Genomic DNA, 19,036 nt, shown 5'->3' with positions numbered 1-19,036 from the left:
CCAGAGGGTTAACCGAGGTTTGCCAAAGCCGGAAATGTTTCCAGCAGCCACCAGCTGAATTCGGTGAACAAACCGGTGACAAGCATGATGCCGACAAAAAGCAGCAGCCCGCCCATCACCTTCTCGATTGTGCCCATATGCGGTTTGATGCGGTTCATAACCGCCATCGAGCGGTTCAGGAACATCGCAGCCAGCAAGAATGGAATGCCCAGGCCTGCCGCATATACGCCAAGCAATACGGTGCCACGCGTGACTGATGCTTCGGAGGCGGCCAGCGACAAGATTGCACCTAATTGTGGGCCGATACACGGCGTCCAACCGAAGGCGAAGGCCAGTCCCAGAATATATGCCCCGAACACAGATCCGCTGGAGTCACCCGTATCAACGCGTGCCTCACGATCCAACAAAGGAATACGGAACACGTTCAGAAAGTGCAGGCCAAAGACAATGACGACAGCGCCCGAGAGTTTGGCGAAAAGCACCTGATTCTGAAGAACAAACGCCCCAAAGACCGAGGCTGTAAAGCCTAGCAGCAGGAACACGGTCGACAGACCCAGAACAAAAAACAGTGCCGCCAGGGTCGCCTTGCGCCGCGCGCGCGCCTCATCCTGCATCTCGTTGATAGTCACACCGCTCATATACGCGAGGTACGGTGGCACAATCGGCAGCACGCAGGGAGACAGAAAACTTATCAACCCGCCCAGCATGGCGATAAACATGGCAGGCAGAAGGCCCGCGTCTATGATCTCAATTCCGAACATGACTCAGCACATATGGTATCGCGCGGGTTTCGTCACGAGGCCATTCGGTCACATCCTCGTGGTTGCGCGCTGGACAGTATCGCTCGTTAGAAATATCTCAGCCCCATGACCAATGAGATTGAAACACTGGATGCGTTGGGATTGTTGTGCCCCTTGCCTGTTTTGAAGGCTCGGAAGCGCCTGAAATCCTTGCCTGCGGGGGGTATGCTGCGCGTGCTGGCCGATGATCCTGCCGCGATTATCGACGTACCGCATTTCTGTACCGAATCTGGCCATACACTTGTCTCGCAAGATACAGTGGATGGTCATCAGATATATGTGATCCAAAAATCGGCCTGAGGATTCTTTGGAACGCACCCTAATGAAAAAGGCGGGCCAGTTGGCCCGCCTTTTTCTTACTGTCCCAATGACCACCACCCTCGGCGCTTTGGCTTGGCCGGCGCGGGTTCGGGTTCGTCCGCCACTGCCTCCAAGACCGGCTCTGGGGTGGCTGCTTCAATGACTTCGGGTTCTGCTGCCACGGTCGATTCTTCGGCTTCTTCGGCAACCGGTTCAGGCGCTTCAGCAGGTTCCTCTGGCACTTCTTCATCGACTTCAGAAGCCGACGTTGCTTCGGCGATCTCAAGTTCTGATGGTGCATCAGCACTATCGGGCTCAGCGGCTGGTTCGATGCTTTCAGACTCATCGGCTGGCTCTTGCTGTTCAGCCTCGGCGGCCTCAGCATTGACCGGCTCTTTCTGCGGATCGGAGTTCGCATTATCCGCTTCGGTCTGCGTCTCGCTTGCTTCGACTGTGGCCTCAGTATCCTTTTTGCGTCGACGCGGTGCCCGGCGCTTTTTCGGTTTGGCCGCTTTCTCAGCATCTTCCTCAGCAACAGGCTCAGCCTCGGTCTGCTTGGTATCGACGCTCTCAGCTTCGTTGCTCGAGTCGGTTACACTGTCTGCGTCAGACTCGTCTGCATTGCCATCCGGCGCGTCACCATTGCCCGAACTCTTCTTGCGCCGGCGCCGACGCCGTTTACGCTTGGGCTTAGTCTCTTCCTCGGTCTGAACCGCAATTTCTTCTTCGTTTTCGTCCTCATCCGTGGCGTCGACCATATCCATCAGCGACGCATCAACCGATACCACCGGCGCAGTTGCTTCAGGAACAACGCGGCTAGCGGTCTTGAACTTCTCCATCGAGAAGTCGGGGCTGACCAAATGAACGTCCCCTTCGATCCGAACCGACAAACCATACCGCGCTTCGATCTGCGCGATGTGTTCGCGTTTCTGGTTCATCAGGAAGTTGGCGATGCTAACCGGGCAACGCACCAATACCTCACGCGAACGGCGGCGAGTGCCTTCCTCTTCAATCTGGCGAAGGATTGACAGTGCCATATTGTCGTCCGACCGGATCAGGCCGGTGCCATGGCAAGACGGGCATGGCTGGGTCGTCGCCTCAAGCATTCCAGGACGCAGACGCTGACGGCTCATTTCGAGCAGTCCAAAGCCCGAAATCCGGCCCACCTGAATACGGGCACGATCCGTTTTCAGCTTGTCCTTCAGTCGCTTCTCAACGGCCGAGTTGTTTTTGCGCTCGTCCATATCGATGAAATCGATCACGATCAGACCGGCCAGATCGCGCAGACGCAATTGGCGCGCCACTTCTTCGGCGGCCTCCAGATTGGTCTTCAACGCGGTTTCCTCGATCGAACCTTCTTTGGTCGCCCGACCCGAGTTCACATCGATCGCCACCAGCGCTTCGGTCACCCCGATCACGATATAGCCACCGGATTTCAGCTGAACCGTCGGGTTGAACATCCCGGCCAGATAGCTTTCCACCTGATATCGCGCGAATAGCGGCAGCGCGTCTTCGTATCGCTTCACGTTCTTGGCGTGCGACGGCATGATCATCTTCATGAAGTCTTTGGCGATGCGATACCCGCCCTCGCCTTCAACCAGAACCTCATCGATGTCGCGATTATACAAGTCGCGGATCGAGCGTTTGATTAGGTCGCCTTCTTCATAAATTTTCGCAGGCGCAATGGATTGCAACGTCAGCTCGCGGATCTGCTCCCACAGTCGTTGCAGGTATTCATAGTCGCGCTTGATCTCTGATTTTGTCCGTTTGGCTCCGGCCGTGCGCACGATCAGACCCGCGCCCGTGGGCACGTCGATTTCAGCGGCAATGTCTTTCAGTTTCTTCCGGTCAGCGGCATTGGTGATCTTGCGGCTAATTCCGCCGCCCCGTGCGGTATTGGGCATCAGTACGCAGTACCGACCCGCCAAAGACAGATACGTGGTAAGTGCCGCACCCTTGTTGCCGCGCTCTTCCTTGACCACCTGCACCAGCAGGACCTGACGCACCTTGATAACTTCCTGAATCTTGTAGCGGCGCGGGCGTGGCTTGCGCGGAGGACGGATATCCTCGCTATCGTCTTCGTCTGCGACCGACTCGATGGTATCGTCTTTCGAAGCCGCGTCAGCGCTTTTGCTTTCTGTCTCGCCATCCGCCTCGGGCTCGTCACCAGAAGCTTCCGCCTCTTCTTCGTCAGACTTGGCTTCGACCTCATCCGAAGGTTCTTCTTGGTCGGTATCAGTTGCTTCGACAGGCGCGTCTTCCGCTACCTCAGCAGTCTCTTCTGGCGCTTCCGCCTGCTGATCTACATCTTCGGACTTAGCTTCTTCGGTCGGAGCTTCTTCAGCAACAGGCTCGGCGGCATCCTCTGGCTCTTCCACCGGCGTCTCGGCAACGATTTCCATCGGAGACGTCCCTTCGGGCACCTCCGTCTCTTCACCGTCATCCAGATCGATGGTTTCCATTCCGGTCGGCTCTGAGGAAACCTCCAGCGTCTCAACCGGATCGTCCGTCTTGACGTCAGCGGCCTTCGAGCGCGAACGCGACCGGCGCTTCTTGGGCTTTGTTTCCTCGGCCTCATCCCGCGCCTTCATCGCCTCGGCATAGGCGCGCTCTTCCTCCATCAGCGCCTCACGGTCGGCGACGGGGATCTGGTAATAGTCGGGATGTATTTCAGAAAACGCCAGAAACCCGTGCCGGTTCCCGCCGTAGTCCACAAATGCCGCCTGTAGCGACGGCTCAACCCGTGTTACTTTTGCAAGATAGATGTTGCCAGCAAGCTGGCGTTTGTTTTCGGATTCAAAGTCAAATTCCTCAACCTTGTTTCCGTCGACCACCACAACGCGGGTTTCCTCCGCGTGGGTGGCATCGATAAGCATTTTCTTAGCCATGTGTCCTTGGTGCACCGCGCCAAACGCGTTGTCCTGACCCGTCCAGGCGGACAGGCGCTTTTGGGGAGGTGTCTTGTACGGGCGATATCGGACGGCGCGCGGCAGGGTCTGGCGCTTTGGCCCCCTGCCCGTATACTCAATCGTTGCGCGCGCGTCATCGCGGTTCTTCTCCGACAGGCGCGTCTAAATGCGGCCCGCCCATTTATTCCTTTCACCCGCATAGACGGGTTCAGGCGTTCATCTGCCCCATTGGGGCATAATCGGTCTGCCGCGCCGCGCGGGATCTATCCTCACCATCAGCTCAGCAGCGAAACTCAAAACACGGGGCTTGCAGGCACAAAATACCCGGCCCGTTCGATCACAATAAAAGCAGTCCTGTGGAAAAGACAATGGGCAAACTGCATCGCGACCCAAGAACGCGCCGAAGAGTCCCTTCATCTGTTCAGAAATATCCAGGGGTTGAATTGAACCGCAGGCTCAAGAGGGGGCCAGCCCCCTCCTCCGCTTTCACAGGTAATCCGAACGCTGCAACCCGTACTTCGCCATCTTTTCGTTCAGTGTCCGGCGTGGCAGGCAGAGTTCTTCCATCACCGAGGCGATCGATCCCTTGTGACGGCGCATCGTATTGTCGATCAGCATCCGCTCGAAGGCTTCAACATATTCCTTCAGCGGCTTGCCTTCAGTTGTCATCACAGGCTGCATCTCTTCGTGATCCGACATCAGCAGCGAAGCAATTGTCCCCGACCCGCGCCGCGACTGCAGCACCGCACGCTCAGCAATGTTGATCAACTGCCTCACATTCCCGGGCCACGGGGCCTGAAGCAGCTGAGCCGCTTCCTGCGCACTGACCTGAGGCGCGTCGCAGCCATATTCCTCTGCGAACTGTTCGCTCAGACGGGTGAACAGCGTCAGGATGTCCTCACCCCGCTGTCGCAGCGGAGGCATGGTGATGCGCAGCGCCGCCAACCGATAGAACAGATCGGGACGCAATACATCTTCTGAGGTTTTGCCCGCTTCCTGCAGGTTCGAAATCGCAACGATCCGCGTTTCCGCAGGGGTGCCCTGCTCATTCATAACGCTCAAGAGACGGGCCTGCAGCGTATCACTCAGGGCTTCGACATCCTCGAGAACCAGCGTACCGCCGCGGGCCTCTTCGATGGCGGGCAACTGCGTGTCCTCGGGCAACATCGGGCCAAACAGGCGTTTCGACAGCGCTTCTTCCTCAAGTGCTGCGCAAGAAACCAGGACGAATTTCTTACCCGCCCGGCTACCAACCGCGTGCAATGCATGCGCCACCAAAGTCTTTCCGGTTCCGGTTTCCCCATCGATCAGGACATGACCATCCGCCTGCCCCAGATCCAGAATATCTTCACGCAACCGCTCCATGACGGGGCTGGCACCGATCAGCTTGTTCATGATCTGCGTACCGCCAGACAGCTCACGCCGCAGGGCTCGGTTGTCGAGCGTCAGACGACGCGCATTGCTGGCGCGTTTGGCCAGTTCGGACATGCGATCGGGGTTAAACGGCTTTTCAAGGAAATCGAACGCCCCGACACGCATCGCCTCTACGGCCATTGGCACGTCGCCATGTCCCGTGATCATGATCACCGGAAGCGTGCTATCGGCCCCCATCAGCTTTTTCAGCAGTTGAATGCCATCCATTCCAGGCATCTTGATGTCAGAAATCACGATCCCGGGGTATTCTGGCCCCAAGACCTTGAGCGCATCCTCGGCGCTTGAAAAGGTTTCGGTGTCGTACCCCGACAAAGCCAGCCACTGGCTGATCGACTGGCGCATGTCCTGTTCATCATCCACGATGGCGATTTTCATGGCCTGTGCCATAGTCACTTCCTCTATTCCGCGGCCTCAAGGCCGTCGCTTCCCAATATGGGCAATTGCATCTCAAACACCGCGCCACCCTGTTGGCCGTTGCGCGCGGTCAGCCGTCCGCCATGGTCGTTCACGATCCCGGACGAGATGGCAAGCCCCAGACCAACGCCGTCCCCCGGGCGTTTGGTCGTATAAAACGGCTCGAACAGGTTTTCGATATCCTCGATCCCGTGGCCATTGTCCCGCACGGTCAGTACCGCAGTTTCACCTGCAGCGAGAATGATCTCGACATCCGGCTCATCCACAGACTTGGTCGCATCCAGCGCATTGCGCAAGAGATTGACCATAACCTGTTCGATCCGCATCCGATCACCCATCACTATAACAGGTTCTTCGGGCAAAATCTGGGTTATCTTCACATGCCGCTGACGCAGCTGCGGTTCCATCATCGACAGGGACGAGGCCAGCGCTTCGCCAAGATTTACTGGCGAAAACGCATCTGCACCTTTGCGCGCATAGGATTTGAGCTGGCGCGTGATCGCTCCCATCCGCTCGATCAATCCGTCGATCCGCCCAAAGCTGGCCAACGCCTCTTCGGGCCGGTTTCGACGCAAAAGCAGACGCGCGCCGGCCAGATAAGTTTTCATCGCAGCCAGAGGTTGATTTAACTCGTGACTGACTGCCGCAGACATCTCGCCAAGTGCTGCCAGTTTTGAGCTCTGGGCAAGGGTTTGTTCGGCAACTTCCAGCGTCTTTTCAACACGTTCACGCTCAGCGATTTCCCGCTGCAGCCTTACGTTCAATGCGCGAAGCTCCGCCGACTCGCGCTGGAACAAGGTCATGCGCAACGTCGCCCTGCGGCTGAGCGCATAGAAGGTCAGCGCCAGAAGAATCGCAAATGCCATGATCTCAAGCGCCAGAACGCTGTTCACCCGCTCGCGGATCGATGAATAGGTGGTGAACGAGGTCATTTGCCAGCCCCGGAACGGAATACGGGTCTCCATCCGCATCACAGCCTCGCCCTGAAGATAGGCATCCGGGGGCAAAGCGCTCCAATCGGTTGTGGCCCGGATTGCGCGCTGAATCGCGTTCTGAGGGGGTTGGCGCAACATGGCACCGCTTTCATCCAGACCTCGCCACTGAGGCTCGGTCGAGAGGATGATCGTACCAGTGCTGTCTGTGACCATCACCGCGTCAGAAATACCAGCCCAGGCGCGTTCAAATTTCTGCAAATCAACTTCGACTACGATCACGCCAAGAATCTCTGCATTCGCCTCGATTCGCCGCGAGTAGACAAAGCTGTAACCGCCGGATTCACGTGGAATGACCGAGAATATAGTGGCATTCGACCGGATAGCATCGATGAAGTAAGGCGAGTTCCGGTGGCTTTCCTGCAACCGGTTCCGGTCGGTTGCAGCACGTGTCAGGCCATCCCCATCCAACAAAACCAGCGAGGCCGCCCCGATTTCTTCAACGAAAGAGATCAGACGCTGGCTAGACAGCGTGTAATCGCTGGATTGCAGGGCCGAAATCAGGGTGGGGTCACGGGCAAGCAACTGCGGCACGATGGCGTTGCGCCGCAACTCACTCAGCAGGTTGCCGGAATACAAGGCTAACCGCAGTTCGGCGCGGTTTCTGGTCGATTCGGTGAAGCGACTGGTTAGCAGACTGTTGGTGATCCACACTGTGGCGACGGTAGCAAGCAGCAACAAAAACACGGCAAGACGCAGCCGCCAGCCCATAGGCGCGCCGCGAAACCGGTTCAGAAACCCTTTGCTGTCTGCTTGATCTTCCGCGCTCATGTACTGACGCTACGCGTCCCGACTGATGACCTCAAGTCACGCGGGCGTCAGCACCCCGGCCAATGCGCGGAAGAGCGCCGTCCCGTCAGTGCCTCCGTGGCCTGAATCCGCCGCTCGTTCTGGGTGGGGCATCATGCCTAACACGCGCCGGTTGTGCGATAAAATCCCTGCAATATCGTCGCGCGAACCATTGGGATTTTCGGCATATGTGAAGGCAATGCGATCCTGATCCTTCAACTCGGCCAAGGTCTCATCGTCTGCGAAATAATTGCCATCGTGATGCGCAATCGGGATATCGATCACATCCCCGGCATTGTATCCTTCAGTAAAGGCGCTATCGCTGGTTTCGACCTTGAGTCCGATCGTTTTGCAGATGTATTTCAGACCGGCATTGCGCAACAGCGCGCCAGGTAGAATTCCGGTTTCGGTCAGAACCTGAAAACCGTTGCAGATGCCGACGGCATAGCCACCACGCTCGGTATGCGCGGCCAGCGCTTTACAAATGGGCGATTGCGCCGCAATCGCGCCGCAGCGCAGATAATCGCCGTAAGAAAACCCACCCGGCACACCGACGATATCTATACCCTCGGGCAGCGCGGCATCCTTGTGCCAGACCATATCGACGGAAAAACCGGCCTGCTCGAAGGCAACAGCAAGATCACGATCGCAGTTGGAACCGGGGAAAACGATGACGGCTGCGCGCATGGCGGACCCTCCTAGGTCAGAAAAACTTAGAGCAGTTCGATCTCAAAGCGTTCGATGACCGTGTTGGCCAACAGCTTTTCGCACATCTTGGTTACGTCCGCCTCGGTCGCGCCGTCTGCCAGTTCCAGATCGATCACCTTGCCCTGACGGACACCTTCGACCTGATCAAAGCCCATCGCACCCAATGCGTGACGCACAGCCTCGCCCTGCGGGTCCAGAACCCCGTTCTTGAGCATCACATGCACACGTGCTTTCATTTTCGAGAACTCCACTGATGGACCGCGCATCGATCCGTTTCGTTGGGCGCGGGATACCCCGCTTGGGCTTGTCGGACAACCCTGTCGATATGAGACAGGATCAGTTGATCAGCGTTGGTTTTGTGACATTGCTTTTGGGCAGAACGCCAAGACGGCGGGCGACCTCAGAATATGCATCAGTCAGACTACCCAGATCACGGCGGAACACATCCTTGTCCAGCTTCTGACCGGTTTCGATATCCCATAGACGGCAGCTATCGGGGCTGATTTCGTCCGCAATGATCAGTCGTTGGAAATCGCCTTCGAACACGCGCCCGATCTCGATTTTGAAATCGACCAGACGAATACCAACCGCCAGCATCACGCCGCTCATGAAATCATTAACGCGCAGTGCAAGGCTCAGGATATCGTCCATATCCTGCTGGCTCGCCCAGCCGAATGCCGCAATGTGCTCTTCGGTCACCAACGGATCACCCAGCGCATCGTCCTTGTAGCAGTATTCAACAATCGGGCGCGGCAGTTGAGTACCCTCGGCGATACCGAGGCGTTTGGACATCGATCCGGCGGCATAGTTGCGGACGATCACTTCCAGTGGAATGATCTCACAATTCCGCACAAGTTGCTCCCGCATGTTCAGACGGCGAATGAAGTGCGTCGGAACTCCGATCTGGGCCAGACCGGTCATGAAGAATTCGCTCAACCGGTTGTTCAGAACGCCCTTTCCATCGATCACGTCTTTCTTCTCGGCGTTGAAAGCTGTGGCGTCATCCTTGAAGTACTGCACGATGGTGCCCGGCTCGGGACCTTCATACAGGATCTTGGCTTTACCTTCGTAAATCTTCTTGCGACGCGCCATGAGCGACCTTTCCAGTCTGGGGAAAGGGAATGAGTCCCTTCACGTTGGCGCCCTCATAGTGCAAGCCCCGCTTTCCCGCAAGTTCGCAACCCCGAGAGGCTTTGACGCAGCGCAAATACCTTGCGCACAGGGCGTCGTATAGTCATATCATCAGAAAAGAACATCTAACCCAAGAGGTCCCCAACCAATGACCACATTCGACGAACGTGAAGCCGCGTTTGAAAACAAATTCGCTCATGACGAAAAGATGCAGTTCATCGCTCGGATGCGCCGCAACCGATTTATGGCTGTATGGGCCTCGGCGCTGAAAGGCGAGACTGTGGAACAGGCGCGTAAATACGGGCAGGAACTTGTCCACACCGACCTGCAAAATGTCAGCGAAGACGATGTTGTCGAGGCGGTCAAAGGGTACCTCGGTGATCTCGCGGATGAGGCTAAAATCCGCGAGAAGATGGTCGAACTTCTAGTCGAAGCCAAAGAGCAGGTGATGGCAGAAGCCGAGTCCTGATGCCTGAGCTGCAAAACTCATGATCTTCATGAGTTTTATGAATTTGATTTGACGCCCCGGTCGTGAGACACGGGGCGTCTCATATTTTTACGGGCTGTGGCCCCAATTTTGGAATACTCCAATGACAAACGCGCTCAGCAACCTTCTGGAAACCGTAGACGTCATTCTGGCGGATGGCGCGACCGGGACGAACCTGTTCAACATGGGCCTGCAATCAGGCGATGCGCCGGAATTGTGGAATGTCGATGCGCCTGACAAGATTCGTGCTCTGTATCAGGGCTCGGTCGATGCCGGCAGTGATCTGTTTTTGACAAACACATTTGGTGGAACAGCCGCGCGTTTGAAGTTACACGACGCCCAGAACCGCGTGGCCGAGCTGAACCGTACTGGCGCTGAACTGGGTCGCGAAGTCGCTGATAAAGCAGGCCGCCCAATCATCGTGGCCGGATCCGTTGGTCCGACCGGCGAGATCATGGATCCTGTCGGTAGCCTCTCACACGCCGAAGCCGTCGAGATGTTTCATGAACAAGCTGAGGCATTGAAGGCCGGAGGCGCAGATGTTCTGTGGCTTGAGACCATAAGCGCGCCGGAAGAATTCCGGGCTGCGGCAGAAGCGTTCGCTCTGGCAGATATGCCGTGGTGCGGCACCATGAGTTTTGACACGGCTGGCCGCACAATGATGGGTGTTACATCTTCTGATCTCGCAATGATCGTGGAAACTCTGCCCAATCCTCCGGTTGCGTTCGGGGCGAATTGCGGCACTGGTGCCTCGGATATACTGCGGACGGTGCTTGGGTTCGCTGCCCAAGGAAACGAACGTCCACTGATTTCCAAGGGCAACGCAGGGATCCCGAAATATGTGGACGGTCATATCCATTATGATGGAACGCCTGAACTGATGGGCCAGTACGCCGCCATGGCGCGCGACGCAGGTGCAACGATCATTGGCGGTTGCTGTGGCACCATGCCTGCGCATTTGCGCAAAATGCGCGAGGCGTTAGATAACGGTCCGCGCGGCGAGCGCCCGACCCTGGATCAGATCGTATCGGCGCTTGGTCCGTTTACCTCAGCCTCAGATGGCACTGGGGACGAGGCCGTTCCCGAACGGCGCACTCGTCGCCGCCGCCGGGCCTGATTGAATGATCAGCGCCCTTCGAATTTCGCAGGGCGCTTTTCCAGAAAGGCTACGACGCCTTCGGCAAAGTCTCGGGTACGTCCGCATTCGCCCTGCAGGTGGGCTTCGGCTGCAAGTTGCTGAGGTAATGTTCTATCGTAAGTTCCCCGGATCGCTTGTTTGATCGCGCGAAACCCGGAGGTTGGGCCATTCGCCAAATACGCGGCTCTCTTGCGCCAATGAGCGTCGAACTCATCATCTGCAACCGCTTCCCAGATCAATCCCCATTCATCCGCCTGTCGCGCACTGATCTTGTCTGCAAACAAAGCTGCACCCATCGCTTTGGCAAACCCCATCTGACGCGGCATGAACCAGGTGCCGCCTGCATCAGGCAGCAGACCGATCCGAGCGAAAGCTTGCAGGAAATAGGCACTCTCGGTTGCTATCACCACATCGGCACAAAGCGCCAGGTTGGCCCCCGCCCCCGCTGCAGGCCCGTTAACTGCCGCTATAGTTGGCACGGGGCAATCATAGACAGCCTCAAGCATCGGTTCATATTCATCGCGAAGCGCGCGTTCGAGGTCGATCTTTCCTGTGCTCGACGCGTCACCCAAATCCTGACCTGAACAAAAGGCAGGTCCAGCACCGGTCAGGACGATCGCGCGAGCGTGTTGCGCGGCATCTTTCATTGCGTAGGTGATCTCGGCCCGCATCTGCGTCGTCAACGCATTCATCTTATCCGGCCGGTTCAATGTCAAAACCGCCAAATTATCAGTAATGTCCAGAAGGACCGCTTCGTATTCCATGCAAAACCTCAGCTGCGCAGCGTTCTGCAAAACACTGACGCAAATGCGGAAAAAGGAAAAGAAGAACCGCGCGTCAGTCTTCCAGAATTCGGCGCAGACGCTCTTGTTCTTCCTCACTAAGGCCTTCGGAATGCGCTACTTCTTGATGCTGCGCACGCTTGCGCAAAAAGTTCCACCCCATGCCGGCCGCTATCAGCAGCATGACAGGAGCCGACAGCCATAACAACAGATTGGCACCGGTCGCGGTGGGTTTCAGCAGCACATATTCGCCATAGCGATCAACGATGAAGTCCACAACCTCTTGATCAGTATCCCCCGCAACCAGACGTTCTCGCACCAAGATACGCAGATCACGCGCAAGTTCGGCATTGCTTTCGTCAATGCTTTCGTTCCTGCACACCAAGCAGCGCAGACCGGTACTAATATCCCGCGCTCGTGTCTCGAGCGCCGGGTCGTCAAGCACTTCATCCGGCTGAATAGCCATGATCGGGGATGCAATCAGCAGCAGGATAACAAGCAGGCGCTTCATTCGGCAGGAACCCCGCTTGCAGGCGTTTTCCGTGCACCGGCTGCAACACGGAAACGGCGATCCGACAGGCTGAGCACACCGCCCAGAGCCATGAGGATACATCCGCCCCAAATCCAGTTGGCCAGAGGTTTGATATAGGTTCGCATCACCCAGCCGCCATCAGCTTGTTGATCCCCGATCACAACATATAGATCGCGCAGAAAGCGATAGTCGATTGCAGCCTCAGTTGTCGGCATCCGTGCCACAGGGTAGTCGCGCTTTTCCGGGTTAAGAGTCGCGATATAGCGCCCGTCCTTCTCAACAAGCACATCCGCCATGGTTGAGAAATAGTTCGGCCCCTGTACCTGACGCACATCTTGCAACGTCAACGTAAACTGCCCCACTTCAAAAGGCTGACCCGGTTGAGCGACACGAATATCCTCGACTTCCCAAGCGGTTAGGCCTGCGATGGCAAACATGGTGACACCCAAACCACAATGGGCCACCGCCTTACCCCAGTCTGCGCCGGGCAGTCGAAACAGGCGTCCAAAACTGCCTTTGCGGCCAGTGCGGCTCCAAAGATCGACGATGGCGCCGAAGGTGATCCACGCCCCCAGCAACAAACCTACGGGTCCCAATGCGCTGCGTCCGGTCTGCATCACCCAGACCAGTATCGCGATCGTGACCGCCAGTACAAATGCATAGCGCAAAGACCATGCCGCCCGGCTTAGCTTGCCCCGCTTCCACGGCAGCATTGCGCCGACGGGAAGAACGATTCCGAGGGCGACCATGAATGGGGTAAATGCCGCATTGAAGAACGGCGCGCCCACCGAGAGTTTTCTATCGAACGCCATCTCGGCCACCATTGGCCACATTGTGCCAAAAAACACGACAAAGCAGCTAACTGCCAACAAGATGTTGTTCAGAACCAATGCACTTTCGCGGCTGACCATTCCGAAGACACCCTTCGCCTCCATCGCCTGCGCGCGTGCAGCAAACAGGGTCAACGCACCGCCGGTAAAGATGATCAGGATGAACAGGATAAATACGCCACGCTCAGGATCATTGGCAAAAGCATGGACCGAAGTCAGCAGCCCCGATCTCACGATAAAGGTCCCGATCAGAGAAAACCCAAACGCGATGATCGCAAGCAAGATCGTCCAGCTTTTCAACGCCTCGCGTTTTTCCACCACGATGGAGGAATGCAATAGAGCGGCCGCCAGTAGCCAAGGCATAAAGCTGGCGTTCTCAACAGGGTCCCAGAACCAGAACCCGCCCCAGCCCAATTCGTAGTAGGCCCACCATGATCCAAGTGCGATACCGATCGTCAGGAAGACCCAAGCCGCCAATGTCCAAGGCCGTACCCAACGCCCCCAAGCCGCGTCCACCCGGCCCTCGATCAATGCAGCAACGGCAAAACTGAACGCCATGCTGAGGCCGACATAGCCCAGATACAGGAATGGCGGATGGAAGGCCAAACCGGGGTCCTGCAGCAGCGGGTTCAGGTCCCGTCCATCGAACGGAGGAACAGGCAGTCGGTCAAACGGGTTCGATGTGAAGAGGATAAAGGCATAGAAAGCTACTCCGATCGCGGCCTGAACGGCCAGCACCCGCGCCTTTAAGGTCGGAGGCAAGCCAGCGCCGAATATGGCGGCCATCGCGCCGAATATCGCTACAATCAGGACCCATAACAGCATCGAACCTTCATGGTTTCCCCAGGTCCCGGTGATCTTGTAGAGCATCGGTTTTGCCGAATGGCTATTCTCCACCACGATCCGTAACGAGAAGTCAGACGTGGTAAACGCCCAGACCAGCGCACCAAAGGAAAAGGCGGCCAAAATGAACTGCGTGATGGCGGCCGGTTCAGCGAAAACCATCCACCCGTTCCAACGGTTGGCAGCCCCGATCAACGGCACCACAGTTTGGACGATGGCAACGAGGAAGGCTAAGATAAGTGCGAAATGGCCGAGTTCTGTAATCATGGCCTGCTTATACTGCGGCACCGGTGCAAGTGCCATTCACATTCGCCTCGGATCACCGCACATAATGTCGCGCCTCAGGTCTTTCGAAGCCGCTTCCAGTCCTCCAATGCAGGGTTCGATTCCGGCTGGTTGACTGCTTCGGCCAACGATGCGTCCGAGCCAGTATCGGCGGCACCCGGACTGTCATCGCGCAACCCGCGGATCGTTACAAGATTGGCGATCACCTCAGGCGCCCTCAGCATTGTCGCGCTGATTTCCCTTTGAAAATCCTGCGCTTTGATCTGATGCCGCGCGCCAAAGTAAAACGACACGATCACCCCTAACAGCCACCACAGTGGCTCTGGCACCAGCGCAATTCCCTGCATTCGTGCTGCGAACCACAACGGATCGATCATGGCGGCCAGAAACAAACCCAATGTTCCCAAAGCCAGCGCCGGTCGCGGAAGGCGATTCAGCCCATCCATGAATCGATCAAACCTGGTTTTGCTTGGAACTTGGAATTCAGTGCCGAATTGCGCCATGGCTGCACCGCGCAGTTCGACAGAACGCTCGGCACCGCTTTCTACATTTTCGCGAAACACTTCCGCAGTTTCGCGAACCACATTGCGACCTCCGCCAAACAAGAGCGCCAACAAACCCGAGATCAAACCCATCCTGAAACCCTTTTCTGAAACGCGTCCTCGCTCAGATGATACTTGGGCGATAAAAACTCTTCGGCACGCTTGATCCATCCGCCTTTGCCGCCCGCGCGAGTTCTGGCATATTTGCGAAGAGCGATCCGCCGGTCTGCTAAACGGAAGTAATAGTTTCGTCTTGCGACCCCATAGGCATCACGAAACACCAGAGGCTTTGGACTAGCCGCCTCCCGGCTAGCCTGCGCAGTCTGAGGGCCGATGACCCCGTCAACCGTAATGTCATACTCCATCTGCCGCAGCAGGTTCTGCAGGATTTTCACCGCTTGAGCTCCTGCATTGACGTACATGTCGAACACGGATGCCTGTACGGCTTCCGGCAGCACCTGAAGGCGTGGTTTCTCAAAATAGTGTTCCAGAAAAATATCGACGGCCTGCGCTTTGCTAAGCATGCGCACGTCTTGTTGCGTCACCGAACCATCTCGGTCCAGATCGAGACCCAATCGGCGCATGGTATGGATCGTCACCCCGTATTTCGTGGCACCGCCGGGATCATCGGGGTCATCCACAAAACCACCTTCCCGCGCCACGATCCCTTTTGCAATCTGCCGTACCGTCAACATCGTCAACCCTATGCCAAACTTTGGCAAACGGTCGGACAATTTCGTTAACACCACTGCAAAACAAAGGGCGCTGCCTACCTCTCGCACGCAACGCCCCGCTTCTTCTGTTTAGAAATTTGACGCCGATGGCATTCAGCGATGCTGCATTCAGCTATCGCCTGATTCCTGATAAACGCCTTGTTCTTTTAATGCGTCCACAACCTCTTTTGGCATGTAGGTTTCATCGTGTTTCGCAAGGATTTCAGTGGCTTCAAAAACTCCGTTCACATAACTTCCGGTGCCCACCATACCCTGATTTTCCGAGAACAGATCAGGCAGAACACCGGTAAAAGCGACCTTTACGCTTTCACCGCCGTCGGTCACGACGAAATGCACAGTCTCACCCTGCCCGCGAATGATCGAACCTTCTTCGACCAATCCACCTATACGGAACACCTCGGTCGGTTTCGGCGGTTCTGCAATCACCTGACTGGGTGAGCGGAAGAAGTTGATGCCATCACGCATCGCATATCCGATCAGACCCGTCGCCAGTATCAGGGCCGCAACAGCCACTAGAATGACTTGTACACGACGACGTTTCTTAAGCGTTTTCATACCGTCCTCACGGGAACAAGGGGGCCATCATCAGACCCAGGGTTTCATCCTCACCTAACATCAGGTTGGCGTTCTGCAAGGCTTGCCCACTGCTACCTTTTGTCAGGTTATCCAATGCTGCCACCACGATTGCACGGCGTTCGATCCGATCTCCAACGACACCGATATGGCAGAAGTTCGACCCCCGCACATGGTGGGTTGAGGGCGTCTCGCCAAATGGCAGCATCTCAATGAAGGGCTCGGCTTCATAGGCCGATTGAAGTGTCTCATACACGCTCTGCGGGTCACCCTTTACATAGGTTGTGGCCAGAATACCCCGGTTGGCTGGGATCAGGTGCGGTGTGAACTGCACATGCACCGTCCGTCCAGCCAGTTCCGTGAATTCCTGATCAAACTCGCCCAGATGCCGGTGCGTCCCGCCAACGGCATATGCGTTCGCCCCTTCACTGAGTTCTGCGTGCAATAGATTCTCTTTCAGCGCCCGACCTGCGCCCGAGACCGCGCATTTCAGGTCCAGAATGATGTCATCCAGATCAATCACACCCGCCGAAATCAGCGGACGCAGCACATACTGACCCGTCGCGGCATTGCATCCGGTCCCGGCAACCAGCCGAGCGCCGCGGATTTCGTCACGGTAGAACTCGGTCAGACCATAAACCGCCTCTTCCTGATGCCCAAGCGCGGCATGTGAATTCCCATACCACTTCTTGTATTCGTCGCCATCGCGAAGTCGAAAATCTGCTGACAGGTCAACAATTTTCAAGGTGTTGGGCAGTTCGCGAATGACTTCCTGACTAGTCTTGTGCGGCAGAGCGCAGAAACACAGGTCGATTTGGCTAAAGTCGATCTCGGAAATCTTGCAAAGCACCGGCAAATCCATATGGCGTAGATGCGGAAATACCTGCGCCATTGTCTGTCCAGCCTTCCGCTCGGCGGCCAGAGATTTGATTTCCATACTCGGATGCCCGGCGATCAGCCGCACGAGTTCCGCGCCGGTGTAACCAGAAGCGCCAAGAATTGCGATTTTGTGGGTCATGTCAGACCTCTTTCATTCATGTGTCACATGGGGTGACCGCCGCTGTGACGGTCAACGAATTACGGAATCGGAAAAGCGCCGTCCTTGACCTAGGTCAGGCGGCTTCAAAGGTGATTTGTCGTCGGAGGAACTGAGTCGCGCGATCCGTCACAACGCCCGGCTTACCCGTTGTCAGGAAGCCATCAGTGCCCTCACCCAGCATATTCGGATGCCGTTGCAAGTAGTCTGCAAGGCTTTCCGCAACCAGATCACCCTGGCTATAGACTTTCACATCCGGTCCGAGCGCCTGCTGAAACGTCTCTGCCATCAGCGGGTAATGCGTACAGCCCAGAATGGCTGCTTGCGGTTCCGGCATCTTGCGCTTCAGAGCATCCACATGGCTGCGTACCAAAGCCTCGGCCAAGATCATGTCGCCCTCTTCGATGGCGTCCACAACCCCGCCGCAGGCTTGCGCCTCGACATCAACCCCTATCGCCCGAAACGCCAGCTCCCGCTGAAACGCACGGCTCGACACTGTCGCGGGCGTCGCAAACAGCGCAACATGCTGCACCTGAACCTCACGCGGTGGAGAGTTGTCGCCCCATTGCCGTTCAGTCAGCGCCTCAATCAAAGGCACAAATACGCCCAGTACACGCTTTCCTTCTGGCACGCCCGCTTCTTGCATCCGACGCAGGGCGGCGGCGCTTGCGGTATTGCAGGCCAGAATCACCAGATTGCAACCGCGATCCCAAAGGTCCTGCACAGCGTTTCGTGTCAGGTTAAAGATATCCTCGGCATCGCGCACACCATAAGGCGCATGCGCGCTGTCCGCGAAATAAAGGAAATCAACGTCGGGCAGACGTTTCTGCGCGGCGTTCAGGACGGTCAAACCACCCAATCCGGAATCAAAGATACCTACTGCCATTTGCCCCTTCAGGCGCGATGCCGTTCCTCGAATTCATAGCCATAGTCATAAGACTTCAATGGCTCTGGAGACAGCTCATACGTGGCTTTGCGCAGGAAATCCATCATCTTGCGCGTATCCTTGCCCAGCGGGTCCAGAATGTCGCGCCCAATGGGGTCTCCTACAACCACGCGGACGGGGGTATCGACACGTTTCTTGAACTCTTTGATCAGCAACCCCATCCGCAGAGTGTTGTGCAGATGGCTGGCAATCTGGAACAAACGCGAGGTGTGACCATCGAAGAAAACCGGCACAACGGTCGCATTGGATTTGGCAACCATCCGCGCTGTAAATCCGCGCCACCCTGGATCCATCGGATGAGAAAATGGCTTGGCCGCAGTGCTGACGGTGCCACCCGGGAAGATCCCGATTGCACCACCATCGCTTAGGTAGTTCAGAGCGGTTTTTCGGGTCGCAAGGTTCAGCTTCATCGCATCTTTTGTGGCATCAAACGAAATTGGCAGCACGATGCTGTTCAGGTCTTCAGCTTTGCGAAAAACATGATTGGCGAGAATGCGAAAGTCTGTCCGAGTCTGAGACAGGATGTGTCCCATCATTAGCCCGTCTAGAATGCCATAGGGATGGTTCGCAATCAGGATCAATGGCCCATCTTTTGGGATGTTCGACAACGCACCGCCAACCACGTCTAATGTCAGCCCATATCGATCCACCATTACGGACCAAAAATCACGCCCCTGTGCGACCTCCTGCTCATACCCGTCAGCGCGGCGGATAAGACGCAGACGACCGGTGGTGTTTTCCATCAGCTTGATCACCATCCGCCCGCTCCGCGTTTCTGCGGAATGGGCGTAAGAGATGTCACGAGCGACGTGATGGCGCGAGGGCATTGGC

Annotated in this window: 19 protein-coding genes; 3 read left to right on the top strand and 16 right to left on the bottom strand. The window is 56.7% G+C overall.

The window, feature by feature from the left end; genetic code table 11:
- Positions 1-8: 8 nt before the first annotated feature.
- Positions 9-761 (bottom strand): cytochrome c biogenesis CcdA family protein, encoded by a 753-nt coding sequence (locus ACR0BI_RS02160; protein WP_170393160.1) that lies wholly within the window; start codon positions 759-761, stop codon positions 9-11.
- A 105-nt stretch (positions 762-866) separates the two neighbouring features.
- Between ACR0BI_RS02160 and ACR0BI_RS02155 the strand changes: the two genes are divergently transcribed.
- Positions 867-1,100, top strand: a complete 234-nt coding sequence (locus ACR0BI_RS02155; protein WP_170393161.1) for a sulfurtransferase TusA family protein — start codon at positions 867-869, stop codon at positions 1,098-1,100.
- Between the two features lie 56 nt (positions 1,101-1,156).
- Here the strand turns inward: ACR0BI_RS02155 and ACR0BI_RS02150 are convergent, their stop codons facing one another.
- The 6 genes from ACR0BI_RS02150 to purC all read right to left on the bottom strand — a co-directional run bounded on the left by ACR0BI_RS02150 (position 1,157) and on the right by purC (position 9,438).
- Positions 1,157-3,988 carry an Rne/Rng family ribonuclease gene (locus ACR0BI_RS02150; protein WP_480561540.1) on the bottom strand — a complete coding sequence of 944 codons (2,832 nt, stop codon included), beginning with the start codon at positions 3,986-3,988 and terminating at the stop codon, positions 1,157-1,159.
- Positions 3,989-4,495: 507 nt separating this feature from the next.
- Positions 4,496-5,830 (bottom strand): sigma-54-dependent transcriptional regulator, encoded by a 1,335-nt coding sequence (locus ACR0BI_RS02145; RefSeq protein WP_170393162.1) that lies wholly within the window; start codon positions 5,828-5,830, stop codon positions 4,496-4,498.
- Between the two features lie 11 nt (positions 5,831-5,841).
- The gene (locus ACR0BI_RS02140) at positions 5,842-7,620 is read right to left on the bottom strand and encodes a sensor histidine kinase (RefSeq protein ID WP_370644429.1); all 1,779 of its coding nucleotides are present in this window, start codon (positions 7,618-7,620) and stop codon (positions 5,842-5,844) included.
- A gap of 36 nt (positions 7,621-7,656) precedes the next feature.
- Entirely contained in the window at positions 7,657-8,325 is a 669-nt protein-coding gene (gene purQ, locus ACR0BI_RS02135) for a phosphoribosylformylglycinamidine synthase subunit PurQ (RefSeq protein WP_170393163.1), read from the bottom strand.
- A gap of 26 nt (positions 8,326-8,351) precedes the next feature.
- The gene (gene purS, locus ACR0BI_RS02130; protein WP_010439914.1) at positions 8,352-8,582 is read right to left on the bottom strand and encodes a phosphoribosylformylglycinamidine synthase subunit PurS; all 231 of its coding nucleotides are present in this window, start codon (positions 8,580-8,582) and stop codon (positions 8,352-8,354) included.
- A 100-nt stretch (positions 8,583-8,682) separates the two neighbouring features.
- On the bottom strand, positions 8,683-9,438 hold the full coding sequence (gene purC / locus ACR0BI_RS02125) for a phosphoribosylaminoimidazolesuccinocarboxamide synthase (protein ID WP_170393164.1): 756 nt from the start codon (positions 9,436-9,438) through the stop codon (positions 8,683-8,685).
- A gap of 187 nt (positions 9,439-9,625) precedes the next feature.
- On the opposite strand from purC, the gene ACR0BI_RS02120 reads away from it, so the two are divergent.
- Together ACR0BI_RS02120 and bmt are read left to right on the top strand one after the other, a co-directional pair.
- Entirely contained in the window at positions 9,626-9,946 is a 321-nt protein-coding gene (locus ACR0BI_RS02120; RefSeq protein WP_170393165.1) for a DUF1476 domain-containing protein, read from the top strand.
- A gap of 121 nt (positions 9,947-10,067) precedes the next feature.
- Positions 10,068-11,081, top strand: coding sequence for a betaine--homocysteine S-methyltransferase (gene bmt / locus ACR0BI_RS02115; protein WP_480561542.1), 1,014 nt, complete (start codon positions 10,068-10,070; stop codon positions 11,079-11,081).
- 8 nt (positions 11,082-11,089) lie between these two features.
- On the opposite strand, the gene ACR0BI_RS02110 is transcribed toward bmt, so the two are convergent.
- The 9 genes from ACR0BI_RS02110 to ACR0BI_RS02070 form a co-directional block, all read right to left on the bottom strand.
- Positions 11,090-11,866 (bottom strand): enoyl-CoA hydratase-related protein, encoded by a 777-nt coding sequence (locus tag ACR0BI_RS02110; protein ID WP_170393167.1) that lies wholly within the window; start codon positions 11,864-11,866, stop codon positions 11,090-11,092.
- A 73-nt stretch (positions 11,867-11,939) separates the two neighbouring features.
- Positions 11,940-12,395, bottom strand: coding sequence for a cytochrome c-type biogenesis protein (locus ACR0BI_RS02105; protein WP_170405571.1), 456 nt, complete (start codon positions 12,393-12,395; stop codon positions 11,940-11,942).
- Entirely contained in the window at positions 12,392-14,356 is a 1,965-nt protein-coding gene (locus tag ACR0BI_RS02100) for a heme lyase CcmF/NrfE family subunit (RefSeq protein ID WP_480561847.1), read from the bottom strand. The genes ACR0BI_RS02105 and ACR0BI_RS02100 overlap by 4 nt, the downstream gene beginning before the upstream one ends.
- A 74-nt stretch (positions 14,357-14,430) precedes the next feature.
- Positions 14,431-15,009: a holin family protein gene (locus tag ACR0BI_RS02095; RefSeq protein WP_480561543.1), complete on the bottom strand. Its 579-nt coding sequence runs from the start codon at positions 15,007-15,009 to the stop codon at positions 14,431-14,433.
- On the bottom strand, positions 15,000-15,611 hold the full coding sequence (locus tag ACR0BI_RS02090; RefSeq protein ID WP_480561545.1) for a holin-associated N-acetylmuramidase: 612 nt from the start codon (positions 15,609-15,611) through the stop codon (positions 15,000-15,002). The genes ACR0BI_RS02095 and ACR0BI_RS02090 overlap by 10 nt, the downstream gene beginning before the upstream one ends.
- 147 nt (positions 15,612-15,758) lie before the next feature.
- Positions 15,759-16,205 carry a cytochrome c maturation protein CcmE gene (gene ccmE, locus ACR0BI_RS02085; protein WP_170405562.1) on the bottom strand — a complete coding sequence of 149 codons (447 nt, stop codon included), beginning with the start codon at positions 16,203-16,205 and terminating at the stop codon, positions 15,759-15,761.
- A gap of 7 nt (positions 16,206-16,212) precedes the next feature.
- Complete coding sequence (gene argC / locus ACR0BI_RS02080; protein ID WP_170817735.1) at positions 16,213-17,241, bottom strand: N-acetyl-gamma-glutamyl-phosphate reductase; 1,029 nt, start codon at positions 17,239-17,241, stop codon at positions 16,213-16,215.
- A 94-nt stretch (positions 17,242-17,335) separates the two neighbouring features.
- Positions 17,336-18,145, bottom strand: a complete 810-nt coding sequence (gene murI, locus ACR0BI_RS02075) for a glutamate racemase (protein ID WP_170405556.1) — start codon at positions 18,143-18,145, stop codon at positions 17,336-17,338.
- Positions 18,146-18,153: 8 nt separating this feature from the next.
- Positions 18,154-19,032 (bottom strand): lysophospholipid acyltransferase family protein, encoded by an 879-nt coding sequence (locus ACR0BI_RS02070; protein ID WP_170421435.1) that lies wholly within the window; start codon positions 19,030-19,032, stop codon positions 18,154-18,156.
- Between the last annotated feature and the right edge of the window lie 4 nt (positions 19,033-19,036).

This window comes from Ruegeria sp. E5 (genome assembly GCF_056534105.1).
The sequence above is the reverse complement of the archived record's forward strand: the minus strand, read 5'-3'. Positions and strand labels throughout refer to the sequence as shown.

Bases quoted from the DNA above. Each gene is read 5' to 3' on its own strand.
- ACR0BI_RS02145 (WP_170393162.1), bottom strand. From the start codon at position 5,830: ATGGCACAGGCCATGAAAATCGCCATCGTGGATGATGAACAGGACATG.
- bmt (WP_480561542.1), top strand. From the start codon at position 10,068: ATGACAAACGCGCTCAGCAACCTTCTGGAAACCGTAGACGTCATTCTG.
- ACR0BI_RS02100 (WP_480561847.1), bottom strand. From the start codon at position 14,356: ATGATTACAGAACTCGGCCATTTCGCACTTATCTTAGCCTTCCTCGTT.
- murI (WP_170405556.1), bottom strand. From the start codon at position 18,145: ATGGCAGTAGGTATCTTTGATTCCGGATTGGGTGGTTTGACCGTCCTG.
- ACR0BI_RS02140 (WP_370644429.1), bottom strand. From the start codon at position 7,620: ATGAGCGCGGAAGATCAAGCAGACAGCAAAGGGTTTCTGAACCGGTTT.
- ACR0BI_RS02105 (WP_170405571.1), bottom strand. From the start codon at position 12,395: ATGAAGCGCCTGCTTGTTATCCTGCTGCTGATTGCATCCCCGATCATG.
- ACR0BI_RS02160 (WP_170393160.1), bottom strand. From the start codon at position 761: ATGTTCGGAATTGAGATCATAGACGCGGGCCTTCTGCCTGCCATGTTT.
- argC (WP_170817735.1), bottom strand. From the start codon at position 17,241: ATGACCCACAAAATCGCAATTCTTGGCGCTTCTGGTTACACCGGCGCG.
- ACR0BI_RS02095 (WP_480561543.1), bottom strand. From the start codon at position 15,009: ATGGGTTTGATCTCGGGTTTGTTGGCGCTCTTGTTTGGCGGAGGTCGC.
- ACR0BI_RS02155 (WP_170393161.1), top strand. From the start codon at position 867: ATGACCAATGAGATTGAAACACTGGATGCGTTGGGATTGTTGTGCCCC.
- ACR0BI_RS02110 (WP_170393167.1), bottom strand. From the start codon at position 11,866: ATGGAATACGAAGCGGTCCTTCTGGACATTACTGATAATTTGGCGGTT.
- ACR0BI_RS02150 (WP_480561540.1), bottom strand. From the start codon at position 3,988: ATGGCTAAGAAAATGCTTATCGATGCCACCCACGCGGAGGAAACCCGC.
- ACR0BI_RS02090 (WP_480561545.1), bottom strand. From the start codon at position 15,611: ATGTTGACGGTACGGCAGATTGCAAAAGGGATCGTGGCGCGGGAAGGT.
- ACR0BI_RS02070 (WP_170421435.1), bottom strand. From the start codon at position 19,032: ATGCCCTCGCGCCATCACGTCGCTCGTGACATCTCTTACGCCCATTCC.
- purS (WP_010439914.1), bottom strand. From the start codon at position 8,582: ATGAAAGCACGTGTGCATGTGATGCTCAAGAACGGGGTTCTGGACCCG.
- purC (WP_170393164.1), bottom strand. From the start codon at position 9,438: ATGGCGCGTCGCAAGAAGATTTACGAAGGTAAAGCCAAGATCCTGTAT.
- purQ (WP_170393163.1), bottom strand. From the start codon at position 8,325: ATGCGCGCAGCCGTCATCGTTTTCCCCGGTTCCAACTGCGATCGTGAT.
- ACR0BI_RS02120 (WP_170393165.1), top strand. From the start codon at position 9,626: ATGACCACATTCGACGAACGTGAAGCCGCGTTTGAAAACAAATTCGCT.
- ccmE (WP_170405562.1), bottom strand. From the start codon at position 16,205: ATGAAAACGCTTAAGAAACGTCGTCGTGTACAAGTCATTCTAGTGGCT.